Origin of the sequence: Rhodomicrobium lacus, from assembly GCF_003992725.1 — a bacterium.
Classification (GTDB): Bacteria; Pseudomonadota; Alphaproteobacteria; order Rhizobiales; family Rhodomicrobiaceae; genus Rhodomicrobium; species Rhodomicrobium lacus.
The window spans coordinates 31,035-50,660 of sequence record NZ_RZNF01000012.1; the positions used below are offsets into that span (position 1 = coordinate 31,035).

General features: G+C 61.5%; 19 protein-coding genes, 1 tRNA gene and 1 pseudogene. 4 read left to right on the plus strand and 17 right to left on the minus strand.

Annotation, left to right across the window (positions count from 1 at the left end):
• Positions 1–15: 15 nt before the first annotated feature.
• The 6 genes from EK416_RS09625 to EK416_RS09650 form a co-directional block, all read right to left on the minus strand.
• Positions 16–1,188: a GNAT family N-acetyltransferase gene (locus EK416_RS09625; RefSeq protein ID WP_127077289.1), complete on the minus strand. Its 1,173-nt coding sequence runs from the start codon at positions 1,186–1,188 to the stop codon at positions 16–18.
• A gap of 44 nt (positions 1,189–1,232) precedes the next feature.
• Positions 1,233–2,738, minus strand: a complete 1,506-nt coding sequence (gene rpoN / locus EK416_RS09630) for an RNA polymerase factor sigma-54 (protein ID WP_127077290.1) — start codon at positions 2,736–2,738, stop codon at positions 1,233–1,235.
• A gap of 36 nt (positions 2,739–2,774) precedes the next feature.
• Positions 2,775–3,614 carry an LPS export ABC transporter ATP-binding protein gene (lptB, locus tag EK416_RS09635; protein WP_127077291.1) on the minus strand — a complete coding sequence of 280 codons (840 nt, stop codon included), beginning with the start codon at positions 3,612–3,614 and terminating at the stop codon, positions 2,775–2,777.
• Positions 3,615–3,649: 35 nt separating this feature from the next.
• Positions 3,650–4,393 (minus strand): LptA/OstA family protein, encoded by a 744-nt coding sequence (locus EK416_RS09640; protein ID WP_127077292.1) that lies wholly within the window; start codon positions 4,391–4,393, stop codon positions 3,650–3,652.
• A complete protein-coding gene (gene lptC / locus EK416_RS09645; protein ID WP_127077293.1) occupies positions 4,390–5,208 on the minus strand; it encodes an LPS export ABC transporter periplasmic protein LptC in 819 nt (272 codons plus the stop codon). Before lptC ends, EK416_RS09640 begins: the two co-directional genes overlap by 4 nt.
• Positions 5,209–5,311: 103 nt before the next feature.
• On the minus strand, positions 5,312–5,926 hold the full coding sequence (locus tag EK416_RS09650; RefSeq protein WP_127077294.1) for a ribonuclease D: 615 nt from the start codon (positions 5,924–5,926) through the stop codon (positions 5,312–5,314).
• Positions 5,927–6,111: 185 nt separating this feature from the next.
• Here EK416_RS09650 and EK416_RS09655 point away from each other — a divergent pair, with 185 nt between their 5' ends.
• Positions 6,112–7,668 carry a c-type cytochrome gene (locus tag EK416_RS09655; protein WP_127077295.1) on the plus strand — a complete coding sequence of 519 codons (1,557 nt, stop codon included), beginning with the start codon at positions 6,112–6,114 and terminating at the stop codon, positions 7,666–7,668.
• Between the two features lie 15 nt (positions 7,669–7,683).
• Here EK416_RS09655 and EK416_RS09660 read toward each other — a convergent pair whose 3' ends face one another.
• The 4 genes from EK416_RS09660 to petA form a co-directional block, all read right to left on the minus strand.
• Positions 7,684–7,926 (minus strand): hypothetical protein, encoded by a 243-nt coding sequence (locus EK416_RS09660; RefSeq protein WP_127077296.1) that lies wholly within the window; start codon positions 7,924–7,926, stop codon positions 7,684–7,686.
• A gap of 539 nt (positions 7,927–8,465) precedes the next feature.
• The gene (locus EK416_RS09665; protein WP_127077297.1) at positions 8,466–9,350 is read right to left on the minus strand and encodes a cytochrome c1; all 885 of its coding nucleotides are present in this window, start codon (positions 9,348–9,350) and stop codon (positions 8,466–8,468) included.
• Between the two features lie 11 nt (positions 9,351–9,361).
• Entirely contained in the window at positions 9,362–10,639 is a 1,278-nt protein-coding gene (locus EK416_RS09670) for a cytochrome b (RefSeq protein WP_127077298.1), read from the minus strand.
• A gap of 30 nt (positions 10,640–10,669) precedes the next feature.
• Positions 10,670–11,254 (minus strand): ubiquinol-cytochrome c reductase iron-sulfur subunit, encoded by a 585-nt coding sequence (petA, locus tag EK416_RS09675; protein WP_127077299.1) that lies wholly within the window; start codon positions 11,252–11,254, stop codon positions 10,670–10,672.
• A 175-nt stretch (positions 11,255–11,429) separates the two neighbouring features.
• Here petA and EK416_RS09680 point away from each other — a divergent pair, with 175 nt between their 5' ends.
• Both EK416_RS09680 and hemF read left to right on the plus strand, forming a co-directional pair.
• Entirely contained in the window at positions 11,430–11,837 is a 408-nt protein-coding gene (locus EK416_RS09680; protein ID WP_425376115.1) for a tRNA (cytidine(34)-2'-O)-methyltransferase, read from the plus strand.
• Between the two features lie 81 nt (positions 11,838–11,918).
• The gene (hemF, locus tag EK416_RS09685; RefSeq protein WP_181952136.1) at positions 11,919–12,833 is read left to right on the plus strand and encodes an oxygen-dependent coproporphyrinogen oxidase; all 915 of its coding nucleotides are present in this window, start codon (positions 11,919–11,921) and stop codon (positions 12,831–12,833) included.
• 568 nt (positions 12,834–13,401) lie between these two features.
• On the opposite strand, the gene EK416_RS09695 is transcribed toward hemF, so the two are convergent.
• From EK416_RS09695 to EK416_RS09720, 6 genes and pseudogenes are all read right to left on the minus strand, one after another.
• A tRNA-Pro gene (locus EK416_RS09695) sits at positions 13,402–13,479 on the minus strand.
• 437 nt (positions 13,480–13,916) lie between these two features.
• Positions 13,917–14,219, minus strand: a pseudogene (locus EK416_RS18005) (integration host factor subunit alpha); the annotation flags it as partial.
• Positions 14,220–14,382: 163 nt separating this feature from the next.
• The gene (locus EK416_RS09705) at positions 14,383–15,360 is read right to left on the minus strand and encodes a beta-ketoacyl-ACP synthase III (RefSeq protein WP_127077302.1); all 978 of its coding nucleotides are present in this window, start codon (positions 15,358–15,360) and stop codon (positions 14,383–14,385) included.
• Positions 15,357–16,421: a phosphate acyltransferase PlsX gene (gene plsX / locus EK416_RS09710; RefSeq protein WP_127077303.1), complete on the minus strand. Its 1,065-nt coding sequence runs from the start codon at positions 16,419–16,421 to the stop codon at positions 15,357–15,359. Before plsX ends, EK416_RS09705 begins: the two co-directional genes overlap by 4 nt.
• A 124-nt stretch (positions 16,422–16,545) precedes the next feature.
• Positions 16,546–17,079, minus strand: coding sequence for a DUF177 domain-containing protein (locus tag EK416_RS09715; RefSeq protein ID WP_127077304.1), 534 nt, complete (start codon positions 17,077–17,079; stop codon positions 16,546–16,548).
• Between the two features lie 2 nt (positions 17,080–17,081).
• Positions 17,082–17,633: a ubiquinol-cytochrome C chaperone family protein gene (locus tag EK416_RS09720; RefSeq protein ID WP_127077305.1), complete on the minus strand. Its 552-nt coding sequence runs from the start codon at positions 17,631–17,633 to the stop codon at positions 17,082–17,084.
• 144 nt (positions 17,634–17,777) lie between these two features.
• Between EK416_RS09720 and EK416_RS09725 the strand changes: the two genes are divergently transcribed.
• Positions 17,778–18,284 (plus strand): outer membrane protein assembly factor BamE, encoded by a 507-nt coding sequence (locus tag EK416_RS09725; protein WP_127077306.1) that lies wholly within the window; start codon positions 17,778–17,780, stop codon positions 18,282–18,284.
• Between the two features lie 62 nt (positions 18,285–18,346).
• Here EK416_RS09725 and EK416_RS09730 read toward each other — a convergent pair whose 3' ends face one another.
• Entirely contained in the window at positions 18,347–19,522 is a 1,176-nt protein-coding gene (locus tag EK416_RS09730) for a DUF2066 domain-containing protein (RefSeq protein ID WP_127077307.1), read from the minus strand.
• Positions 19,523–19,626 lie beyond the last annotated feature (104 nt).

Below are 19,626 nucleotides of genomic sequence, written 5' to 3' on the forward strand. Positions count from 1 at the left end.
CAGCATCTCAGGCGTCTACTCGCACCGCCTGTAGGGAAGCGCCTCGCTCAGCGCCTCTTGCTCCTGCGCCACGGCTTCGCGTTCCTGTTCGAGAAAACGCTTGGCGGCCCGGGCCAGACCGGGGCTCGCGAAGTAATGCAGACTGTAGGTCGTTTCCGGCGCATAGCCCCGCGCGAGCTTGTGCTCGCCTTGCGCGCCCGCTTCCACATGCGCGAGCTTGCGAGCGATGGCGAAGTCGATGGCTTGATAATAACAGGCCTCGAAATGCAAAAATGTATGGCTTTCGAGGCATCCCCAATAGCGGCCATAGAGCGTGTCTCCGCCGATGAAATTCAGCGCGCCCGCGATCGGCTCACCGTGGCGCATCGCCATGACAAGGAGGATGCGGTCGGCCATTGCCTCGCCGATGAGGCTGAAGAAGGCGCGCGTCAGATAGGGGCGCCCCCATTTGCGACTGCCGGTATCCATGTAGAACGCGAAGAACGCATCCCAGTGCGCCTCCTTGATGGCGCTTCCGGTGAGCCATTCAAACGCGATCCCGCTCGCGCGGGCCTGCTCGCGCTCCTTGCGCACGGCCTTTCGTTTTCGAGAGGCGAGCGACGCGAGGAAGTCGTCGAAGCTCGTATAATCCCGGTTGTGCCAGTGATATTGCGTGTCGGTGCGCTGCAACAGACCGAACCCGCCGAGCGACGCCCACTCGTCCCTCGATGCAAAGGTGACATGCCAGGACGACGCATCGCTCGCCTTCACCAGCTCGACGGCGGCGGACGAGAGGAGCGCGCGAGCCTGCTCCGCATCGACGCCAGGCCGCACCAGAAGCCGCCGTCCCGTGACCGGCGTGAACGGCACCGCCGTCTGAAGCTTCGGATAATAGCGGCCGCCCGCGCGCTCGTAAGCCTCCGCAAAGGGGTAATCGAAGACGAATTCGCCATAGGAATGCGATTTTGCGTAGCACGGCATCACCGCCGCCACCTCGCCCCTCTCGTCCGTCAGCGCGAGATGGCGGGGAGCCCAACCCTTTTCCGCGGTGGCCGAGCCGCTTTCTTCGAGCGCCGACAGAAAGGCGTGCGCGATAAACGGATTGAATGGAAGGCCCTGCGGGTTGGCACATGCGTCCCACGCCGCTGCCGGGATATCGCGGATGCGGTCATAGACGCTGACGCTCCAGGCGCCGGGTTCAGCGGTCAAATTACGGCTCCCGCCTGTCTTTTCTGCGTGCCCGCCAGTGAGGCCTACGCGGCGTTCGCGCGCTTCAGCCTCCGGCGCGCAGCGGACGAAGGAATGCGCAACGCATCGCGATACTTTGCCACCGTACGGCGCGCGATGTCGATGCCGTCGGCCTTGAGCATGGTCACGATCCGGTCATCGGACAGGATCTCCTCGGGCGACTCGTTCAGGATGAGTTCCTTGATGCGGTCGCGAACCGCTTCCGAGGAATGAGCCTCGCTCGACGCGCTCGCCGAGGCGATGGCCGACGTGAAGAAATACTTCATCTCGAAGATGCCGCGCGGCGTCTGGATCGCCTTGTTGGATGTGACGCGGCTCACGGTCGATTCGTGCATGCCGATCTTCGCCGCGATCTGGCGCAGGTTGAGCGGCTTCAGATGCCGCACGCCGTGATCGAAGAATGCAGACTGCTCCTCCACCATCGCCGTGGCGACCTTGAGGATGGTCGAAAGCCTTTGTTCGAGGCTCTTTACGAGCCAGTTCGCGGAAGAGAGACGGTCTGAGAGGTAGTTGCGCTCGCTATCGGACCGACATCGGTTCTTGAGGCTTGCATAATAGGCGCGGTCGACGGCGAGCGACGGCGCCGCCGACGGGTTCAGTTCGGCCCGCCATTCGCCATCGGGGCCGCGCCGCACGATGACGTCCGGCACCAGGGTCTCGATCTCGGCATGCTCGAAAGCCGCGCCGGGCTTGGGGGTCAGCGCGCGCAGCTCCTGCAGCATCTCACGCAGGTCGTCCGCGTCGACGCCGCAGACGCGCCTGAGCTTCTGCATGTCGCAGGCGGCAATGAGATCGAGATGGGCGAGAAGCCGCTCCATGTAGGGATCGCAGCGATCCTTCTCGCGAAGCTGGATGGCGAGGCACTCCGCGAGATCGCGCGCGCATACACCCACCGGATCGAAGGTTTGCAGCACACCCAGCACCCGCTCGATATCATCGAGCGGCAGCGAAAGAAGCTCGGCCGCGTCTTCGAGCGGAGAGCGGATATAGCCGTCTGCATCGACAAGGTCGATGAGGTAGCGGGCGATGAACCGATCCTGCGGGTCAGGAAATGCGAGTTGGGCCTGTTCATTCAGATGATCGGTGAGCGACTCCGCCTGGGAGAGCGTGGCGAAGGGATCGTAATCCTCGCTCGGAGAACCGGTCTTCCCGCTGGTCGAAAGCCATTCCGCCTCCGGTGAAGCGGCGGACGGGGCACCCTCATAGGCGCGATCGCCGGGGGTTTCCGGCTCCCAGTCGGTTTCGGCAACGGCTTCGACGGCGGGGGCGGCATCGCGCGCATCGAAGGCCGGAACATCCGCATCCGAGCCGGACGCGGCATCACCGTTCGGCGGCGGCGCTTCTCCATCCGCGCGCTCCTCGGCGGCGAGCAGAGGATTATCGCGGATCTCGTTTTCGATATAGGACTGAAGTTCGATGGCTGAGAATTGCAGAAGCTTGATCGCCTGCCGAAGCTGAGGCGTTATAACAATTTTCTGGGTTTGCCGTTGCTCAAGCCTTAGTTGGAGCACATCACCACCAATGCGTAAGCGAGACCCTTTCAGCCGCTACCGCGAAAACATGTCGCCCAGATAAACGCGTCGGACATCCTCGTTGGCGACCACCTCGGCGGGCGTGCCCTCCGTGAGAACACGACCGTCATAGATGATATATGCACGGTCAATTAAGTCCAGAGTTTCGCGCACATTGTGATCGGTGATGAGAACACCGATGCCGCGATCGGTCAGGTGCGTCACGAGTTGGCGGATATCGCCGATCGCGATAGGGTCGATACCCGCGAACGGCTCGTCGAGAAGAACGTAGGACGGATTGCTCGCAAGCGCACGCGCGATCTCGCACCGACGCCGCTCGCCGCCCGACAGCGCGATGGACGGCGACTTTCTCAGACGGCCGATCTTGAACTCGTCGAGGAGTTCGTCGAGCCGCCTCTTGCGCTCTTTCCGGTTCGGCTCGGAAACTTCCAGCACCGCCATGATGTTGTCTTCGACCGACAGTCCACGGAAGATGGATGCCTCCTGCGGCAGGTAGGCGATGCCGAGCCTTGCGCGGCGATACATGGAAAGCGCGGTCACGTCGTAACCGTCGATATGCACGTTTCCTTCGTCCGGCTTGATCAGCCCCGTGATCATGTAGAACACGGTGGTTTTGCCCGCGCCGTTCGGGCCCAGAAGGCCGACGGATTCGCCGCGCTTCAGGTTGACGCTGACGCCCTTCACCACCATGCGCTTCTTGAAGCTTTTCTTTACGCCGTTCACGACGAGTTGCTCGCGAACCTGCGGGACGGGACGGCGCTCGCGGAGCACCAGGGGTCCCTCATTCCAGCCGGACTCCGCCTGCGGACGCTGCCCCATTCTCGGAAATGGCTGATCCTTGTCGAGAACGACCATGAAAATCTCACGCCTTGGCTTCGGTTGCGGTCACGTTACTGGCTTTGCGGCTGCCAGCCGGATCTCGGCTGTGGCTGTGGTTCCGCGGGGGCTGCATCCCTTTTCTTCTTGCCGCCGAGCGGTGAATCGGCCGGGAGGACGCTTTTTGCCGCCCCCTGATCGAAAACGGCCTGAACGCGGCCCTTCTCCGGAATTACCGTCGCACGGCCGGTTTCAAGGTCGATGCTGAGTTGCTTGCCCTTCACGACGTTGGCTTTCTGGGTGAGGATCACTTCCTTGCCGGTCATGGTGATCTTCTGGCCCTTGACGTCGTAGAGCGCCTCGTCGCCCGTGACCTCCTGCTCGTCCTTCTTGTTCGTGACGACGACATGGCCGCCGAGCGCACGGATGTAGCGGATCTGGCCGCTGGAAATCGGGTCGGCGGCGGCCCCGTCCGTCGTCTTCGGAGCTTTTCCGGGCGAGTCGCCCGGCGCGGCGGACACTTTCTGTGCCTTGCCGCTCGCGGCTTCTGCCGCCTGGCGTTCATAGGTGACTTCGAGGCGTGGCGCTTTCAGATTGTAATCGCCCTGGTTCGCCGAAACATTGCCGATGAAGATGGCAACGTGACGCTTGTCGTCCACCTCAAGGCGGTCTGATTCTATGTCGATAGGCTTTTTCGCATTGTCACCCGAACCGATCCCGCGGAAACCCGAGCCGGGAGTCTGGGCGTGGGACGGCGGGGAAAGGACCGCCGCCGCCATCAGGATTGCGAACGCAAGGAGCGCCTTCTTCGCGATCATCGATTGAGCCCTCCTTCGCTTGCCATGCCGTTCGTCGCGTCATCGGGCGAACCGATTGCGGGAGCCGCCGACCATGTGCCGCCATCGGGTTGCAGCTGCTGAGGCGACGTTTTCGGCTGAGCCTCGCCTGCCGCCGGTTCCTGCCGCTCGACATGCGTGCGGACGTTGCCTTCGAAGATTGCGCGGCTTTCGCCCCAGTACAGCGTCACACCATCTGCGTGAATCGTGCTCTCATGAAGGCGAACGACAACGGGCGTATTCGAGATCGCCTTCTGCTCCTTCATGAAGGCAGTCGCGGTCTGGAACTCGGCCACAAGGCCCGGCTCGCGCCGGATCGTGACGCCATTGTTGAACGTGATCTGATCGGCCTTGCTGTTGTGGGTGCCGTCAGGTGCGGTGAGCGTCGTCACCTTGCCGTCCTGCCCCGTCATGCGGCCGCGCACATTCACGAGATACATTTCATCCGCCTTCACCGACGCCTGCGTCGCCGTGTCGGCTGTGAAATCGTAGGATTCGTTCTTCTCGTTCACGCCGCGCACGTGGGGCTCGATCATCTTGAGAGCGCCCTTCTCAAGCTCGATGGCGCGAACGCTGGCCGTGCCGCGTCCCTTGTCGACCGAAACGCGCAGGAAAGACGGCAGCGCATAAAGGCTGAGAATGCCCATCGCCATCAGCGGCAGCGCGATCCTCAGGACCCGCACGCGTTGCGAATGTCGCCGTGCGAGCCGGAATTCGCGGTCGCGGTCGACACCGCGTCCCGCTCCCCGCGCCATGCCGGGACTGCGGCCGAGGGGAGACGTGGTTGCAACCGCCATCGTTCACCCCCCGCTGCGCCGAGCAAGAAAGCGCGGCGGCCAGATGTCAGGCCGTATCGCGTTTCCGAACGGAAAACCGGCTCCCGCTTTTCCCGCAATTGCTCTAGTGATTGAAGACATCCGCGTCGTCATGCCAGCCTTTCAGGTCGAGTTCGGCGCGGTAAGGCAGGAAGCCGAAACAGGCCGCCGCCAGCTCGGATCGCCCTTCCCGGACAAGCAGCGCATCGAGCTTTTCCTTCAGGGCGTGCAGGTGAAGCACGTCGGATGCCGCGTAGCTGAGTTGCTCCGGCGTGAGTTTCGCCTGCCCCCAGTCGGAAGTCTGCTGCTGCTTCGACAGCTCGACGCCGAGAAGTTCGCGGCAGAGATCCTTGAGCCCATGACGCTCGGTGAAGGTACGCACGAGCTTCGCCGCGATCTTGGTGCAATAGACGGGACTCGTCTGCACGCCGAGATAATGCTGCATCACCGCGACGTCGAAGCGTCCGAAATGGAAGATCTTGAGAACCGCGGGGTTGGTGAGCAGCGCCTTCAGATTGGGCGCGTCGTAGCGACCCTTCTCAAACTGCACGAGATGCGCGTTTCCGTCGCCAGCCGAGAGTTGGACGACGCAAAGCCGGTCGCGGTGCGGCTTGAGGCCCAGCGTTTCCGTATCGATGGCGACGGAGGCGCCAAAGTCGATACCCGGAGGCAGATCGTTCAGATGCACGGTGATTGTCATGGTCTGGGCATTTCTTGAGGCACGAGCGGAAAACGGGAGGAGGGAGCCACAAACGCAAAGTCCACGCAAGACATAGTTTTTCGCAAATTTGGGTTGGCACCGAAACGGTCTTTCGAGACGTAACGGGTATAGATGACCCGTTACAACTTCGCCTTTCTAGCCTTTTTCTGAAAAGAGAGCCGTTCATGATTGCCCTTGCCCCGCTCAAGACGGCTCTGCCGGCCGCGCTCTTTTTCTTGTCGGCCGTCGGCGCAAGCCTAGCCGCACCCGATGACGGCCTCATCGAACGAGGCAAGTATCTGGCCACCATCGGCGACTGCGCCGCCTGTCATACCAGGCAGGGCGGCGAACCGTTCGCGGGCGGTCTCCAGATCCAGACGCCGTTCGGAAGCGTCACTACCCCGAACATCACGCCCGACAAGCGCACGGGCATCGGCGAATGGACCGAAGACGAGTTTTACCGGGCATTGCACGAGGGGATCGGCAAGCACGGACAGTATCTCTATCCGGTCTTCCCCTTCACGTCGTTCACCAAGGTCAGGCGCGATGACGTGAACGCCATCCGGGCCTATCTGATGTCGTTGAAGCCGGTGCATGCGCCGCGCGAAGCCAACAGCCTGGCCTTTCCCTTCGATATTCGTGAAACGCTGTCGGTGTGGCGCGGTCTCTTCTTCGTACCCGGCGTGTTCGAGCCCGACCCGGCCAGGAGCGAGCAGGTCAATTGGGGTGCCTATCTGGTCGAAGGGCTCGGCCATTGCGGCCAGTGTCACACGCAACGCAATCTGATGGGCGCGACCATACCGGGTGACGCGCTTCAGGGCGCGGCCGTGCAGGGTTGGTTCGCGCCGAACATCACCGCCGACATGACGCGTGGTATCGGCTCGTGGAGCGAACAGCAACTCGTCTCCTATCTGGCGTCGGGCGTCGCGCCGATGCGCAGCATCGCCGAGGGGCCGATGGCGACCGTCGTTCACGACAGCCTTTCAAAACTCAAGATCGAGGATCTTCGCTCGATCGCGGCCTATCTGAAGCAGACGCCCCCCCGCGCGGACGTCGCGGGCGGCTCGGTTGTGCCTGTTCCCGCGGGCGCAGCGGGCATCTATGTCAGCAATTGCGCGTCGTGCCACGGGCTTGACGGCGAAGGCTTCAAAGACAGGATTCCGCCGTTGTCGAAGAACGGCACGGTGAATGCCGAACAGCCCCAGGACATCATCAAGGCGGTCCTTGCCGGTCTCCCGGCTACGCAACAATATGGTCCGATGCCTTCTTTCGCGGCATATCTGAGCGACGGAGACATCGCGGCGGTGGCGAATTACGTCCGGTCGCGCTGGGGCAACAACGCTCCGACCGACGCCGACAGCTTCCTCGTGCGCGAGATCAGGCAGTCGACTCCCATCATGCTGGCTGGGGGCGAAGGCAGCACCCAATGCCCGCCGCCCTTGAACGAGAAGGAGCGCGTGGTGATGGATAAGGCCAAGGCAGAGGCCGGCGATCTCCTTCGGACGACGCAGGGAGGAAACCTGGTGCTGCGAATTCGGGAGATTCTGCCGAAGGTCAGGGCCGCAGTTCATCATGCGTCCGAAGCGGACATCGTGAATGGCCTGACAGCCGCGTTTTGCCCCGTCGTTGCGGATCGCGAGACGATGACGGTCGCACAGAAGCGGAACCTGCTCGATATCTTCGCGCAAATTACCTATGCCGAAGCGAGCGGCATGCTGGGCCGGCGTCCCTCGCGGCAGTAATGCGACCGCGCGAACTCAGGTCGAGACAGACACCGGCGCTGTCTTGACCCGTGCCATTTCATCCGAAACCCAGTCGAGAATGTGAGCCAGCGCCAGCATGGGCGGCACGCCGTGGTCGATGGCCTTCTCGAACCCCTCGATGACGGAAGAGCGAAGGGCATCGACCGCTTCTTCTTCTCCCACCACACGATCGGTGCCGGTGCGAAGCAGCGTCTCGAAAAGGTCGATCTCGATCTGCGAGGTTTGATGCATGAGCATTGGTTAATCCTCATTTTTTCAACAAATTACAAACTAGAGAAAACGCCAGTGGTTGACTACTGCCCGTCTTGCAAGCAGACAGACAAACAATCGTGTACCGATGCAATAAAAACACATAAAACTTGCACGACACTGGACTAACTCAACCCATGTTCAGAGTGACGCGAGTAAAACATCTTGTACTTATGATGCAGCGCTTAGAAAAGACGTGGGGCATGGCTCCGTTCGGACGTCTATTTGACTGGCGTTTCATGCCTGCTGGCGGCATTCTCTGACATCTCTCGCCATAGCATGCCGAGAGGTTGAAAAAGGCGCCGCGTCCCCAAGGCTCACGCTTCCCGCCGATATCCCGAGTTCTGAGCCTTCGCGAATACGATGCCAGGCCGCTGGCGGCATACACTTTTTCCCAAGTCCAAAACTCTCTTTAAGCTCAAAAGCTCTCTTTCAGCCGCGCATCCCTGGTTGAAAAAAAGCGCAAAAAAAAGCGGGGACCGACAGGCCCCCGCTCCGGGATTTCGTGGCGATTTGTCCGCCGTGCGTCAGTGTTTGACGTTGCGCCAGATCAGCTTCTTCGAAGTGTAGAGCAGACCGGCGAGAATGATCAGATAAACCAGCACCCATGCGCCGAGCTTCTTGCGGTCGGCCAGGGTCGGCTCAGCTGCCCACGCCAGGAACGCGGTCACGTCCTTCGCCTGCTGGTCGAGGGTGTTAGGCGTTCCGTCGTCGTAATCCACCGCACCGTCGGTGAGCGGCTGCGGCATGCCGATCTGATGGCCGGGGAACACGCGGTTGTAGCTCAGGCCCGGCAGCAGGTTGAAGGTTGCCGGCGGCTCCGTATATCCGTTCAGGAGAGCGTGCACATAGTCCGCGCCCTGCTCCTGATACTGCGTCAGGACGTCCTTAAGCATAATGAACGGAAAAGCGTACCACTCGACTTCCCGTTCGACCGTGCGGGCCTTCGTGATCAGCGACAGATCCGGCGGAACCGCGCCGTTCAAAGCTGCCGCAGCTTCCTTGTCGTTCTTGAACGGGCCGACGAACAGGTCGGACAGCTTCGCCGGACGCATGTTCACTTCGCCAGCATCGTTGAAGCCATCGGCAACCTGCTTCTGGGCGGCGTAAGCCTCGACCTCTTCCTTGGGCAGTTCGGGACCACCCGGCTGCGTGAGGTTGCGGTACGACAGGTGGGCCAGATTATGACAGTTCTGGCAAACCGTCTGGTACACCTTGAAGCCGCGGCGAAGCTGCTGCTTGTCGAAATAGCCGGAGAGGCCGCCAAAGGTCCATTCCAGACGCGGAACCTGGAAATGTTCCGCCGTCTCGGAGGCCGACGCCGGCGCGCTGACCGCCGTCACGGAGAGAACTGAGCCGATCACGAACGCTCCGAGCGAGCGGCGCACAAGGCTCGATGTCATCGTCGTCATTGTCTGGTCTCCTACTCGGCCGCCACGGGGCGCGTGCCACGGCCAGACCCGTCGTCCGATTTATGCGTGAAGGTGTCTGCGATCGAGTCCGGCTGCGGTTTCGGTGTCTCATAGATACCGACCACCGGCATGACGATCAGGAAGAAGGCGAAGTAGTAAAGCGTGAAGAACTGCGAAGCCAGCGTCGACGTCTCGGTGACCGGAACAGCACCCAGATAGCCGAGCGCAAGGCACGAGAACAGGAACGCCCAGAAGAACCAGCGGAAGATCGGCCGGTAGTTCAGCGAGCGCACGCGCGACGTGTCAAGCCAGGGGATGAAGAACAGCACGGCAATCGCGCCGAACATCGCAATCACGCCGCCGAGCTTGGACGGCACCGCGCGCAGGATCGCGTAGAAAGGCAGGAAGTACCATTCCGGCACGATGTGCGGAGGCGTCAGCAGCGGATTGGCGGGCACGTAGTTCACAGCGTCGCCGAGATAGTTCGGCGTGAAGAAGATGAAGTACGCGAAGAGGACGCCGAACACCGCGAGGGCGAAGAGATCCTTGGTCGTGAAGTACGCGTAGAAGGGCAGCGTTTCCTTCTCGACGTTCTTGACCTCGACGCCGGTCGGGTTGTTGGAGCCGACGACGTGCAACGCCCAGACGTGCAGCGCGACAAGACCGACGAGCACAAAGGGAAGCAGGTAGTGCAAGCTGAAAAGACGGTTGAGCGTCGCGTTATCGACGGAGAAACCACCCCAGATCCACTGCACAAGCGTGGTGCCGAGGCCCGAATAGATCGAGTCGAGCGACGAAAACAGGTTGGTGATCACGGTCACGGCCCAGAAGCTCATCTGTCCCCAGATCAGCGAGTAACCCATGAACGCCGTCGCCATCATGACGAGGAAGATCGCCACGCCGATCATCCACAGCACCTCACGCGGCGCCTTGTAGGAGCCGTAGTAGATGCCGCGGAAGATGTGGATATATACGGCGAGGAAGAACATCGACGCGCCGACCGCGTGCGCATAGCGAAGCAGCCAGCCGTAGTTCACGTCGCGCATGATCTTTTCGACCGAGTCGAACGCGAGCGCGGTGTTGGGTGCGAAGTGCATCGCGAGGATGACGCCCGTAACGATCTGGGCGACGAGCATGAACGCGAGGATCGCGCCGAAGGTCCAGAGGTAGTTGAGGTTGCGAGGCGTCGGGAAAGCCATGAAGTCCGCTATGAAGCGGATGATCGGCAACCGCTCGTCTAGCCAGCGTGTTACCGAGGTCTTCGGTTCGTATGTGGAAGCGTGGGACATTTCAGAAAAACCTTCTCGGAATGGCGGGAACTAGCCGATCAGAATCTTTGTGTCCGTCGTAAACTGGTACGGCGGGACGTCGAGATTGCGCGGCGCCGGTCCCTGGCGAATTCGCCCGGCGGTGTCGTACATCGAACCGTGGCAGGGGCAGAACCAGCCGCCATACAGGCCCCTGTCGTCGCCCGGGGCCTGGCCCTTCGGTACGCAGCCGAGATGGGTGCAGATGCCGATCAGCACGAGCCACTGTTCCTTGCCGGCTTTCGTGCGGTTTGCATCGGTCGCGGGCAGATCGGACGGCGCTCCGAGCACCTCCGCGTAGGGGTCTTTGAGGTCCGAAACCTGGACGGCCTGGGCCTTCTTGATTTCGTCAGCCGTGCGGTGACGGATGAACACCGGCTTGCCGCGCCAGAGCACGGTGATCGCACCGCCCTCCGGAACCGGCGTCAGATCGACGTCGATCGACGCGAGCGAGAGCGCCGACGCGTCGGGGTTCATCTGATCGATCAGCGGCCAGAGCGCGGCGGCCGCTCCGACAGCCGCGAATGCCGTGGTTGCGAGATAGATGAAATCACGGCGCGACACGTCGCCTTGATCACCGTCGTATGTTGTGGCCATCGGAAGTTCAACCTTGTAGGACGTTTTGCGGGAGCGAAAAAATCGTGCTCTTATGCATGCAATCGATTTCCGTGTCCATGGCACAATTTAGCTCGACCATCCACGGGGACCGCTCCTGATGCGTGTAGCTTTATATCAACCAGACATTCCGCAAAATACAGGCACGATCTTGCGGATGGCGGCATGTCTAAACGTCGCAGTCGACATCATCGAGCCTTGCGGATTCGATTTGTCCGACCGGGCGCTTCGGCGCGCAGCCCTCGACTATTACGACAAGGTGAGGCTGCAACGCCATGCTTCTTTTGAAGATTTCTTAAACGATATCAACATGAGCGGCAGAAGGCTGGTCCTTATGACGACGAAGGGCGCCACGCCCTATCACGATGTGTTGTTTCGCGAAGACGACGTAATTCTGGCGGGCCGCGAAAGCGCGGGCGTGCCGGAGAGAGTCCACGAATGCGCGCATTTGCGGGTCCGCATTCCCATGCGGGAAAGTCTTCGGTCGTTGAATGTCGCGGTGTCGATGGCCATGGTTCTCGGTGAAGCCCTTGGCCAGACTGGCGGTTTTTCGCATTTCCTGTAGAAAGGTGGCGATTCTATCCCTTCCCGGAACGCCAAGCGGCGGAGCGCCATGCCGAGACACAGCCAAACGCGCATATCTGACATGCCGAAAACGCAATCCTCGCCTTCGGAAAATTCCAATCCGTTCCACTCCGAGATGTCGAAGGCGCGTGTCTGGTTCGCTTCGCTGCGTAATGACATCTGCACGGAGTTCGAGCGGATCGAGGATGAACTGAAAAGCGGACCGCATGCCGGCCTGGCGCCGGGGCGCTTCGAGAAGACGCCCTGGCGGCGCACCGACCACACCGGCGAGGATGGCGGAGGCGGAACCATGGCGATGATGCATGGCCGCGTTTTCGAGAAGGTCGGCGTGCATGTTTCCACCGTTCACGGCGAGTTCGCACCCGAATTTCGCGCGGCGATTCCCGGCTCCGAGGCAGATCCCCGGTTTCGCGCGTCGGGAATTTCCCTGATTGCGCATATGCGCAACCCGAATGTGCCGACCGTGCACCTCAACACGCGCTTCATCGTGACATCGAAATGGTGGTTCGGCGGCGGCTCCGACCTGACGCCGATGCTCGCGAAGCGGCGGCGCGCGGAAGACCCCGACGTGCTGGATTTCCACGCCGCGTTCCGGTCCGCCTGCCTCAAACACCCTGTCGCCGATTACGGCCGCTACAAGGAATGGTGCGACGAATATTTCTATCTTCCCCATCGGCGGGAGCCGCGCGGCATGGGCGGCATTTTCTACGACTATCATAACTCCGGCAATTGGGATGCCGACTTCGCCTTCACGCAGGATGTGGGGCGCGCCTTCCTCGCCGTCGTGCCGAAGCTCATCCGGCGCAACATGAATGCGCCCTGGAGCGAGGCGGACCGCGACGAGCAGCTCGTCCGACGGGGTCGGTATGTCGAGTTCAACCTGCTTTACGACCGCGGCACGGTTTTCGGGCTGAAGACCGGCGGCAATGTCGATTCGATCCTGTCGTCGATGCCGCCCGTGGTGAAATGGCCGTGAGGCAGGAGCGAAATTGCTCGGCAATTATCCTCGCCGCCCTCAACCCGGCGCAGATCGGTTGTAACATCGATCACGCCGGGAATAAGCCACAAGGCATCGCGTAACAAAAACCTGTAGCTATTTGTATGGGGAACGAAGGTTGATTGATCTCGCACGACCTTTGCAGGGATAAGGATCGCTCGCACGACGCAAAATGCGTCATCGAATAATACGGCGGCGAGCACGTCGAATCCATCAAGATCGCGAATGGCGGAGAGCTGACGTGACTTGTTACGTCTATGCAAGCGGCGCCCTTTGATCTGGTAGTGAACGCCGCCCGCTCCTATCGCGTCAAACGCCTTGGCCGAGTTGGGCTCCTGTACCCAGCAAAGGCTTTGCAAAACAGATATTCGGCGAGATCGCCTGTCGGGTTATTGGCAGACCGCAGCACATTGCGATCCCTCAACTCATCAGAGACCGCCGCGTGAATGGCAAGCAGCTCGGCAATCGACTTGTCGCGCAAAAAATCCATCGCGTACGAGGTCTTGTGCAAAAAAGCATTTAGAAAGAACACTGTGGGGGTGTTGAATGGTCGGAGCGAGAGGATTTGAACCTCCGACCCCCGGTCCCCCAGACCGGTGCGCTAACCGGGCTGCGCTACGCTCCGTTGCCGCGCACTTTGCGGGCAATCGGCCCGCCCGTCAAGCATTGTAACGGGCCGATTTCATTATGACGCGCCGATCAGGACGAGACGACGCGCTTTTTCGCAGACGATGTTTTGGGCGCGCGTTTCGGCGCGGCATCGTCGGGCTTCGTCTTGGGAGATTCGGTCGACGCGGCCGCCTTCGGAGACGGCTCCTTCACGGCCTTGGTCGCAGGCTTGGCGACGTCCGCCTTCGCGGCTTTTGGCTTCGCTTCGACCTTCGGCGTCGCATGTTCCGGCGTGGCCTTTTCTTCGACGGGAGCGGCCTTCGCCGACGCCTTCGCAGGCTTAGGCTTCGCGCCGTCGTCAGCCTTGGAAGCGGCCGCCGCTTTCGCTCCGGCCTTCGCAGGCGCCTTCTTCGTCGCCACAGCCTTCACGGCGGGTGGTGGCGACACGACCTTCGCGAGACCGGCATTGATCCGGTCCTTCATGATGTTGCTGGCCTTGAAGACGATGACCCGGCGCGGCGTGATCGGAACGATCTCGCCGGTTTTCGGGTTGCGACCCACACGTTCGGATTTCTGGCGAAGGCCGAATGATCCGAAAGAAGAAAGCTTGATTGGCTCGCCACGCTCAAGCGCGTAAACGATCTGCTTGAGAACTAACTCTACAAGTTCAGCTGCCTCGTTGCGAGGTAGACCGACTTTTTCGAAGACTGCCTCAGCCAAGTCGGCTCGGGTCAGTGTTTTCCCGTTGAGCGCCATATGCGCCGTGTCCTCCCCAAAGAACGAAGCGCAGACAATGTTAACGCTCGGCCCGGACCATAGCAAACAGTAATCTTGTAAAAATCCCTTTGGAAACAGATATTTTTGGGCAAAAATGCCGCAGGGACACAGATTATTAACCTTATGTTGTGAAAGTTCGGGATCACCACCGAACAAGATTCGCGCCCCAGGTGAACCCGCCGCCCATTGCCTCGAACAGAACGAGGTCGCCGCGCTTGATGCGGCCGTCGTGAACCGCCGTCGAAAGCGCAAGCGGAATCGAGGCCGCCGACGTGTTGCCGTGCCTGTCGAGCGTGATGACGATCTTCTCCTCGGCTATGCCGACCTTCTTCGCCGTGCCGTCGAGAATGCGCTTGTTGGCCTGATGCGGCACGAACCAGTCGATATCGCTGGGACGGAGATTGTGAGCAGCGAGCGTGCGCTCGACCACGTCCGAGATCGCGTTGACCGCAAAGCGGAAAACCTCCTTGCCCTGCATGCGGAGATGTCCGACCGACCGGGTGGAGGACGGCCCGCCGTCCACATAGAGCTTGTCCTTGTGGCGCCCGTCCGAGAACAGCATCGAGCCGATGACGCAGCGCTCGCGCATCGGATCCTCGACCTGCGTCGCTTCAAGAACGACCGCGCCTGCGCCGTCTCCGAAGAGCACGCAGGTTCCGCGATCTTCCCAGTCGAGGATGCGGGAGAACGTTTCCGCGCCGATCACGAGACCGCGCTGGCCCTGCCCTGCCCTGATGAAATTGTCCGCCGTCGCCAGTGCGTAGGCGAAACCGGAACACACCGCCTGCACGTCGAAGGCGAAGCCGTGGGTGAGGCCGAGCGCCGCCTGGATCGTCGTCGCGGTCGATGGGAAGGTGTTGTCGGGCGTGGACGTCGCCAGAATGATGAAATCGATAGATTGCGGGTCGATGCCCGCGTGATCGAGAGCAGAGCGCGCCGCCGCGATGCCCAGGTCTGAGGTATTTTCGCCATCGGCGGCGATGTGGCGCGTCTTGATGCCGGTCCGCTCGCTGATCCACTCGTCCGACGTATCGACGATGCGAGCCAGATCCTGATTGGTAAGAACGCGCTCCGGGAGATACGACCCGCAGCCTAGGACGACCGATCTCGTTTGTTTCACTGGGCAACCGCTTTCAGGGCTTGTTCCGGTTTGGCCTGAAGAGAATCGTGGAAGCTCTCGACGCCGCGCTGAATATCAGCCACCAGGCCACTGGCTGCCATGTCGTAGCCCAGGTCGATGGCGCTTGCAAAGCCCACCGCGTCCGCACCGCCATGACTTTTTATTACAACACCATTCAATCCGACAAACATGCCGCCGTTCATGGTGCGCGTGTCCATTTTCGCGCGCAGCGCCTTGAAGGCCCCTTGCGCGAACACCGCGCCGAGCTTCGACATCAAAGAGCGCGTCATTGCGGCCTTGAGATAGGCGCCGATCTGCTTCGCGGTGCCCTCTGCCGTCTTGAGAGCGATATTACCGGCGAAGCCCTCGGTAACCACCACGTCGACAACGCCCTTGCCGAGGTCGTTGCCTTCAACGAAGCCGTAATACGTGATGGGCAGCCCCGGCGTCTTCAACGCCGCCGCCGCGCGCTTGATCTCTTCGAGCCCCTTCACTTCCTCGGAGCCGATGTTGAGAAGCCCGATCGTCGGCTTCTCCACCTGAAACAGCGCGCGCGCCAGCGCAGCGCCCATATTGGCGTTATCGACGAGCCCCTTGGCGGTCGCGCCGACATTCGCGCCGACGTCGAGCACGATGCTTTCGCTCTTGAGGGTCGGCCAGAGCGCGGCGATCGCGGGCCGCTCGATGCCGGGCAGCATGCGAAGGCAGAATTTCGACATCGCCATCAGCGCGCCGGTGTTGCCGGCGGACACGGCGGCCTGCGCCTCGCCCTGCTTCACCGCTTCGAGCGCCATCCACATGCTGCTCTTCCAGCGGCCGTAGCGCAGCGCCTGACTCGGCTTGTCGTCCATCGCGATGGCGACGTCCGAGTGAACGATTTTCGAGACGGCGGCCAGCGGCGAATCCTTCGACAGATGCGCGCGGATCTCGTCTTCGCGACCGAAAATGATGAACCGCGTCTCGGGATGCCGGATGAGCGAAAGCGCCGCGGCCGGTATCACCACGGACGGGCCGAAATCTCCGCCCATCGCGTCGAGCGCAATCGTGATTGGCGTTCCCATGCTTGAAACCAGAAGCCCCGCACTGGCCTGTCAGGCCTTAACCCTCTGCAATAGACGCGGCACCATACTGTATAACGGTTTTGTGACAACGAAAAAGATGGTCGCGATCCCGGTCTGCGTCTTCTTATCCATCCACGCCGTTGCCGGTCTTGGGCCGAAGGCGGATAAGCTCCGCGAAGGGATGCGCAAGGCTTTCGTCCGGCGCCTGCCAGTCGAGACTATCGCCCTCGTTGCGCGGATAGGGTTCGAGCGAAACCGAAAACAGTTCGCTGAGAAAAGCGCCGATAAGAATCTTGGTGCCCGATAGCGCCTCCGGCGGCTCGTCCTCGAAGGAAGGTTCTCCCTCGCTGTCACCCTCGATCAGCTCGGGCGGCCAGAACTCCACCTGGAAGCGCTCGTCGAGCTGCGCGGGCACGTCGGCAAGGTCGACCACGCTCGCCTGCACGACGTCGGCCTCAAGCCGTCCGCTGACCCGAAAGCGGCCGCCATTCAGGGGAATAACCTGAACGGTCGCCTTAAAGCTCTTGACCTCGCGCACGTCGGCGTAGGCGCCCAAAGCTTCGCGCTCCGCGGCGTCGGCTTCAAACGAGAGCGTCTCGACGGCACGCGTCAGCGTGTGCGTATCGACAGCCCAGACAAGCGGCGGTGTTTTCAGCATCGTCAGACCGCCTGCTTCAAGCCGTAGACTTCCGGGAAGTTCAGATGCCCCTGAAGGAGCATGTTGAGCGGCATTTCCCCGACATTCTTTATGGAGTGAAAGATATAGTCCGCGAGTTCGTCGGCGGCGACATCGGCGTTCTCGTCGCCCGACTGGAAGCTCTTCCAGATCGCCTCGGCGAGCGCGGCCTTGTTCTTCTGCTCGACGGCGTTCGTGTAGACCACAAGCTGGCGATAGAAGAGGTCGGCGATCTTGCGGACTTCCTGCGCCACGTAAGCGTCGGCAATCCCGAGATCGCGCACCATGCTGTCCATCTCGCGAACGAAAGCCTCGATGATTTCCTTGCCGAGCAGCTTGCCCTCGTTCGCCCCGAGCTTCAGGTTCTGCATGACGATGAACATGTGGATGACGAGCATGTCGAAGCGACCCGACAGCGTGTCAGGTACTCCGCATCGCACATAGAAAACCGGATTGCGCGACTGCGCGACTATCGAATCGTATATTTTCTCAGCGGCCTCACGGCGGGCTGAGCGTTCTGCAAACCAGCGGAACATCGTTCGGCCTGACTCCAGTTTTGCGCTCTTGGGGTAACCGTACCTTATAAAGCCTTAATCGCATCCAAAAAGGGTGCAATCACGTCGGGGTATGTTTGGTCAGAACGCGAGGCGCTGACGCCAAACAGCAAATTTGGGGGCGAAATGTCAAATCAATCCTCGAAGGATTTCGAACGAAATCGCCTTTGGGCGAAGGCGGTCGCGAGGGCTGTCGTGGTGTCGTCGGCTCTTGCCGTCGCAAGCATGACGCTTCAAGGCTGCGCGGGCAATGTCATCAAGCAGGGCCATCAGTTTCAGGAGGAAGACCTGAATCAGGTTCGCGTCGGCATGTCGAAGGACGAGGTCGTGCTGGCGCTTGGCACACCGGATACCCAGTCGGCCATCGCGGGCGGCACCTATTACTACATATCGCAGACCGCCGAGCAGCCGATGGCCTTCATGAAGCCGGAGGTGGTCGACCGGCGCGTTGTCGCCGTCTACTTCGACAAGAAGGACAAGGTCGAGCAGATCGCGAATTACGGGCTGAAGGACGGCAAGGTGTTCGACTTCATCCGCCGCGAAACGCCGGTCTACACGCGCGACCAGGGCATGCTGAAGGAAATCTTCCGCAATATCGGCGTCGGTCCGACGATTCCGGGTGTGCAGAAGTAGGTGAAGTAGCAGGTTGTTCGCGGAAATCGCTCGCCCCGTGCCGGACACGGGGCGAGAATTCTCTAGCGCACCTTCACGACAAGGCCGTCAGGGCCGTTCTCGACGTCGAGTCCCTGCCCCGCAGCCATCGAAGTCAGCCGCGCCGCGCCGCCTGGAAAATCGAACGCGATTGCGGCGCTCCTCGGGTTCACCGAGCGCAAATCCCAGTTCTGTACGCCCGGAAGGCCCTGAAGCTGGCGGCGGATCGTCTGCCACTCCTTCAGCCCGGAATAAAGCGCGGTCACCTGCAGCGTTTCCATGCTGCCGTCATAGGCCGCGGCGGAGGTCCCGTTATTGGGGACGGGGATGGTACCGCCATCGCCGTCAGACGCGGCCACCGGAGCCGCCGGCGCGGATGCATCGCGGGCGAGTTTCCAACGCTCCTGAACCGTGTCGAAGGCGAGGTCGGCCGCCGCGTCGAGCGCGGTCCCGTCGCCGCCGTCCTTCGCCCTGACCTTTCGCTGCACCGAGAACTGGCCGCCTGAATCGAGGCCGATCAGCTTCAGCGAAATGGTTTCGCCATCACCATCGGTTTCCGCGAGCGCGAACATGATCTGCTGCGTCTGATATTGCGTCTTCAGCGTTTCGAGGGTCGCGGCGGGACTTGCGATATAGGCATTCGCGATCGCCGCCGTGATGTCGGAGCGCGCGGGCGCGACTTTCGCCGGAACGAGCGCATGAGTGAGATCGAGCGAAGTCAGGGCCGTGCGCCATGCGTTGCGGTCGGCGGTTCGCGCGGCGCCGCCTTCGACATAAACCGGCACGATCAGGATTTCGGGACCGCGGTCGGTGATGGCCGAAACACCGTAGCGGGCGAGCAGCGCCTGCACGGCGCGCTCCGAGAAGCTCACGCCGAAAGTTGCGACATAGCCGGTGCCGCTCACGCCCTCGCCTCGCACATCCATATCGGACACAAGCCCTTCGATCTCGTTCAGCGCGAGATCGGGAATGCGCGACTGCGAGCGGTAATCAACGATGCGCGATACAAGCTTGCGGAAAGCGCGGCTCTGCGCTTGGCCTTGCGCGATTTTCTTCGCTTCGACCGCGTTCTGCGCCTCGGCCGAGGCCTTCACGTTCGACACCGCGAAGACGCTCGCCGGCCGCGTCTGTGCGCTTGCCCCGGCGGTGGCCATTCCCAGTCCAAAGCACGCGAGCGCGAACAACGCACCCGCCCTCGTCAACGCCCTCTTCATCGCCATGAAAGGAACTCCCCGCTCGAAAGGCATTTGTGGCGCTTGTGTATCATGCGGCTAAAATGCTAGTGGTCCGATTTCGGCATTTGCCTCCGTTTGCAGCACCCTCG

What these genes read in the sequence shown, in the direction of transcription:
- lptB (WP_127077291.1), bottom strand. Translation starts at nt 3,614, where the DNA reads ATGGTCGTTCTCGACAAGGATCAGCCATTTCCGAGAATGGGGCAGCGT.
- EK416_RS09640 (WP_127077292.1), bottom strand. Translation starts at nt 4,393, where the DNA reads ATGATCGCGAAGAAGGCGCTCCTTGCGTTCGCAATCCTGATGGCGGCG.
- lptC (WP_127077293.1), bottom strand. Translation starts at nt 5,208, where the DNA reads ATGGCGGTTGCAACCACGTCTCCCCTCGGCCGCAGTCCCGGCATGGCG.
- EK416_RS09650 (WP_127077294.1), bottom strand. Translation starts at nt 5,926, where the DNA reads ATGACAATCACCGTGCATCTGAACGATCTGCCTCCGGGTATCGACTTT.
- EK416_RS09655 (WP_127077295.1), top strand. Translation starts at nt 6,112, where the DNA reads ATGATTGCCCTTGCCCCGCTCAAGACGGCTCTGCCGGCCGCGCTCTTT.
- EK416_RS09660 (WP_127077296.1), bottom strand. Translation starts at nt 7,926, where the DNA reads ATGCTCATGCATCAAACCTCGCAGATCGAGATCGACCTTTTCGAGACG.
- EK416_RS09665 (WP_127077297.1), bottom strand. Translation starts at nt 9,350, where the DNA reads ATGACGACGATGACATCGAGCCTTGTGCGCCGCTCGCTCGGAGCGTTC.
- EK416_RS09670 (WP_127077298.1), bottom strand. Translation starts at nt 10,639, where the DNA reads ATGTCCCACGCTTCCACATACGAACCGAAGACCTCGGTAACACGCTGG.
- petA (WP_127077299.1), bottom strand. Translation starts at nt 11,254, where the DNA reads ATGGCCACAACATACGACGGTGATCAAGGCGACGTGTCGCGCCGTGAT.
- EK416_RS09680 (WP_425376115.1), top strand. Translation starts at nt 11,430, where the DNA reads ATGGCGGCATGTCTAAACGTCGCAGTCGACATCATCGAGCCTTGCGGA.
- hemF (WP_181952136.1), top strand. Translation starts at nt 11,919, where the DNA reads ATGCCGAAAACGCAATCCTCGCCTTCGGAAAATTCCAATCCGTTCCAC.
- plsX (WP_127077303.1), bottom strand. Translation starts at nt 16,421, where the DNA reads ATGGGAACGCCAATCACGATTGCGCTCGACGCGATGGGCGGAGATTTC.
- EK416_RS09715 (WP_127077304.1), bottom strand. Translation starts at nt 17,079, where the DNA reads ATGCTGAAAACACCGCCGCTTGTCTGGGCTGTCGATACGCACACGCTG.
- EK416_RS09720 (WP_127077305.1), bottom strand. Translation starts at nt 17,633, where the DNA reads ATGTTCCGCTGGTTTGCAGAACGCTCAGCCCGCCGTGAGGCCGCTGAG.
- EK416_RS09725 (WP_127077306.1), top strand. Translation starts at nt 17,778, where the DNA reads ATGTCAAATCAATCCTCGAAGGATTTCGAACGAAATCGCCTTTGGGCG.
- EK416_RS09730 (WP_127077307.1), bottom strand. Translation starts at nt 19,522, where the DNA reads ATGGCGATGAAGAGGGCGTTGACGAGGGCGGGTGCGTTGTTCGCGCTC.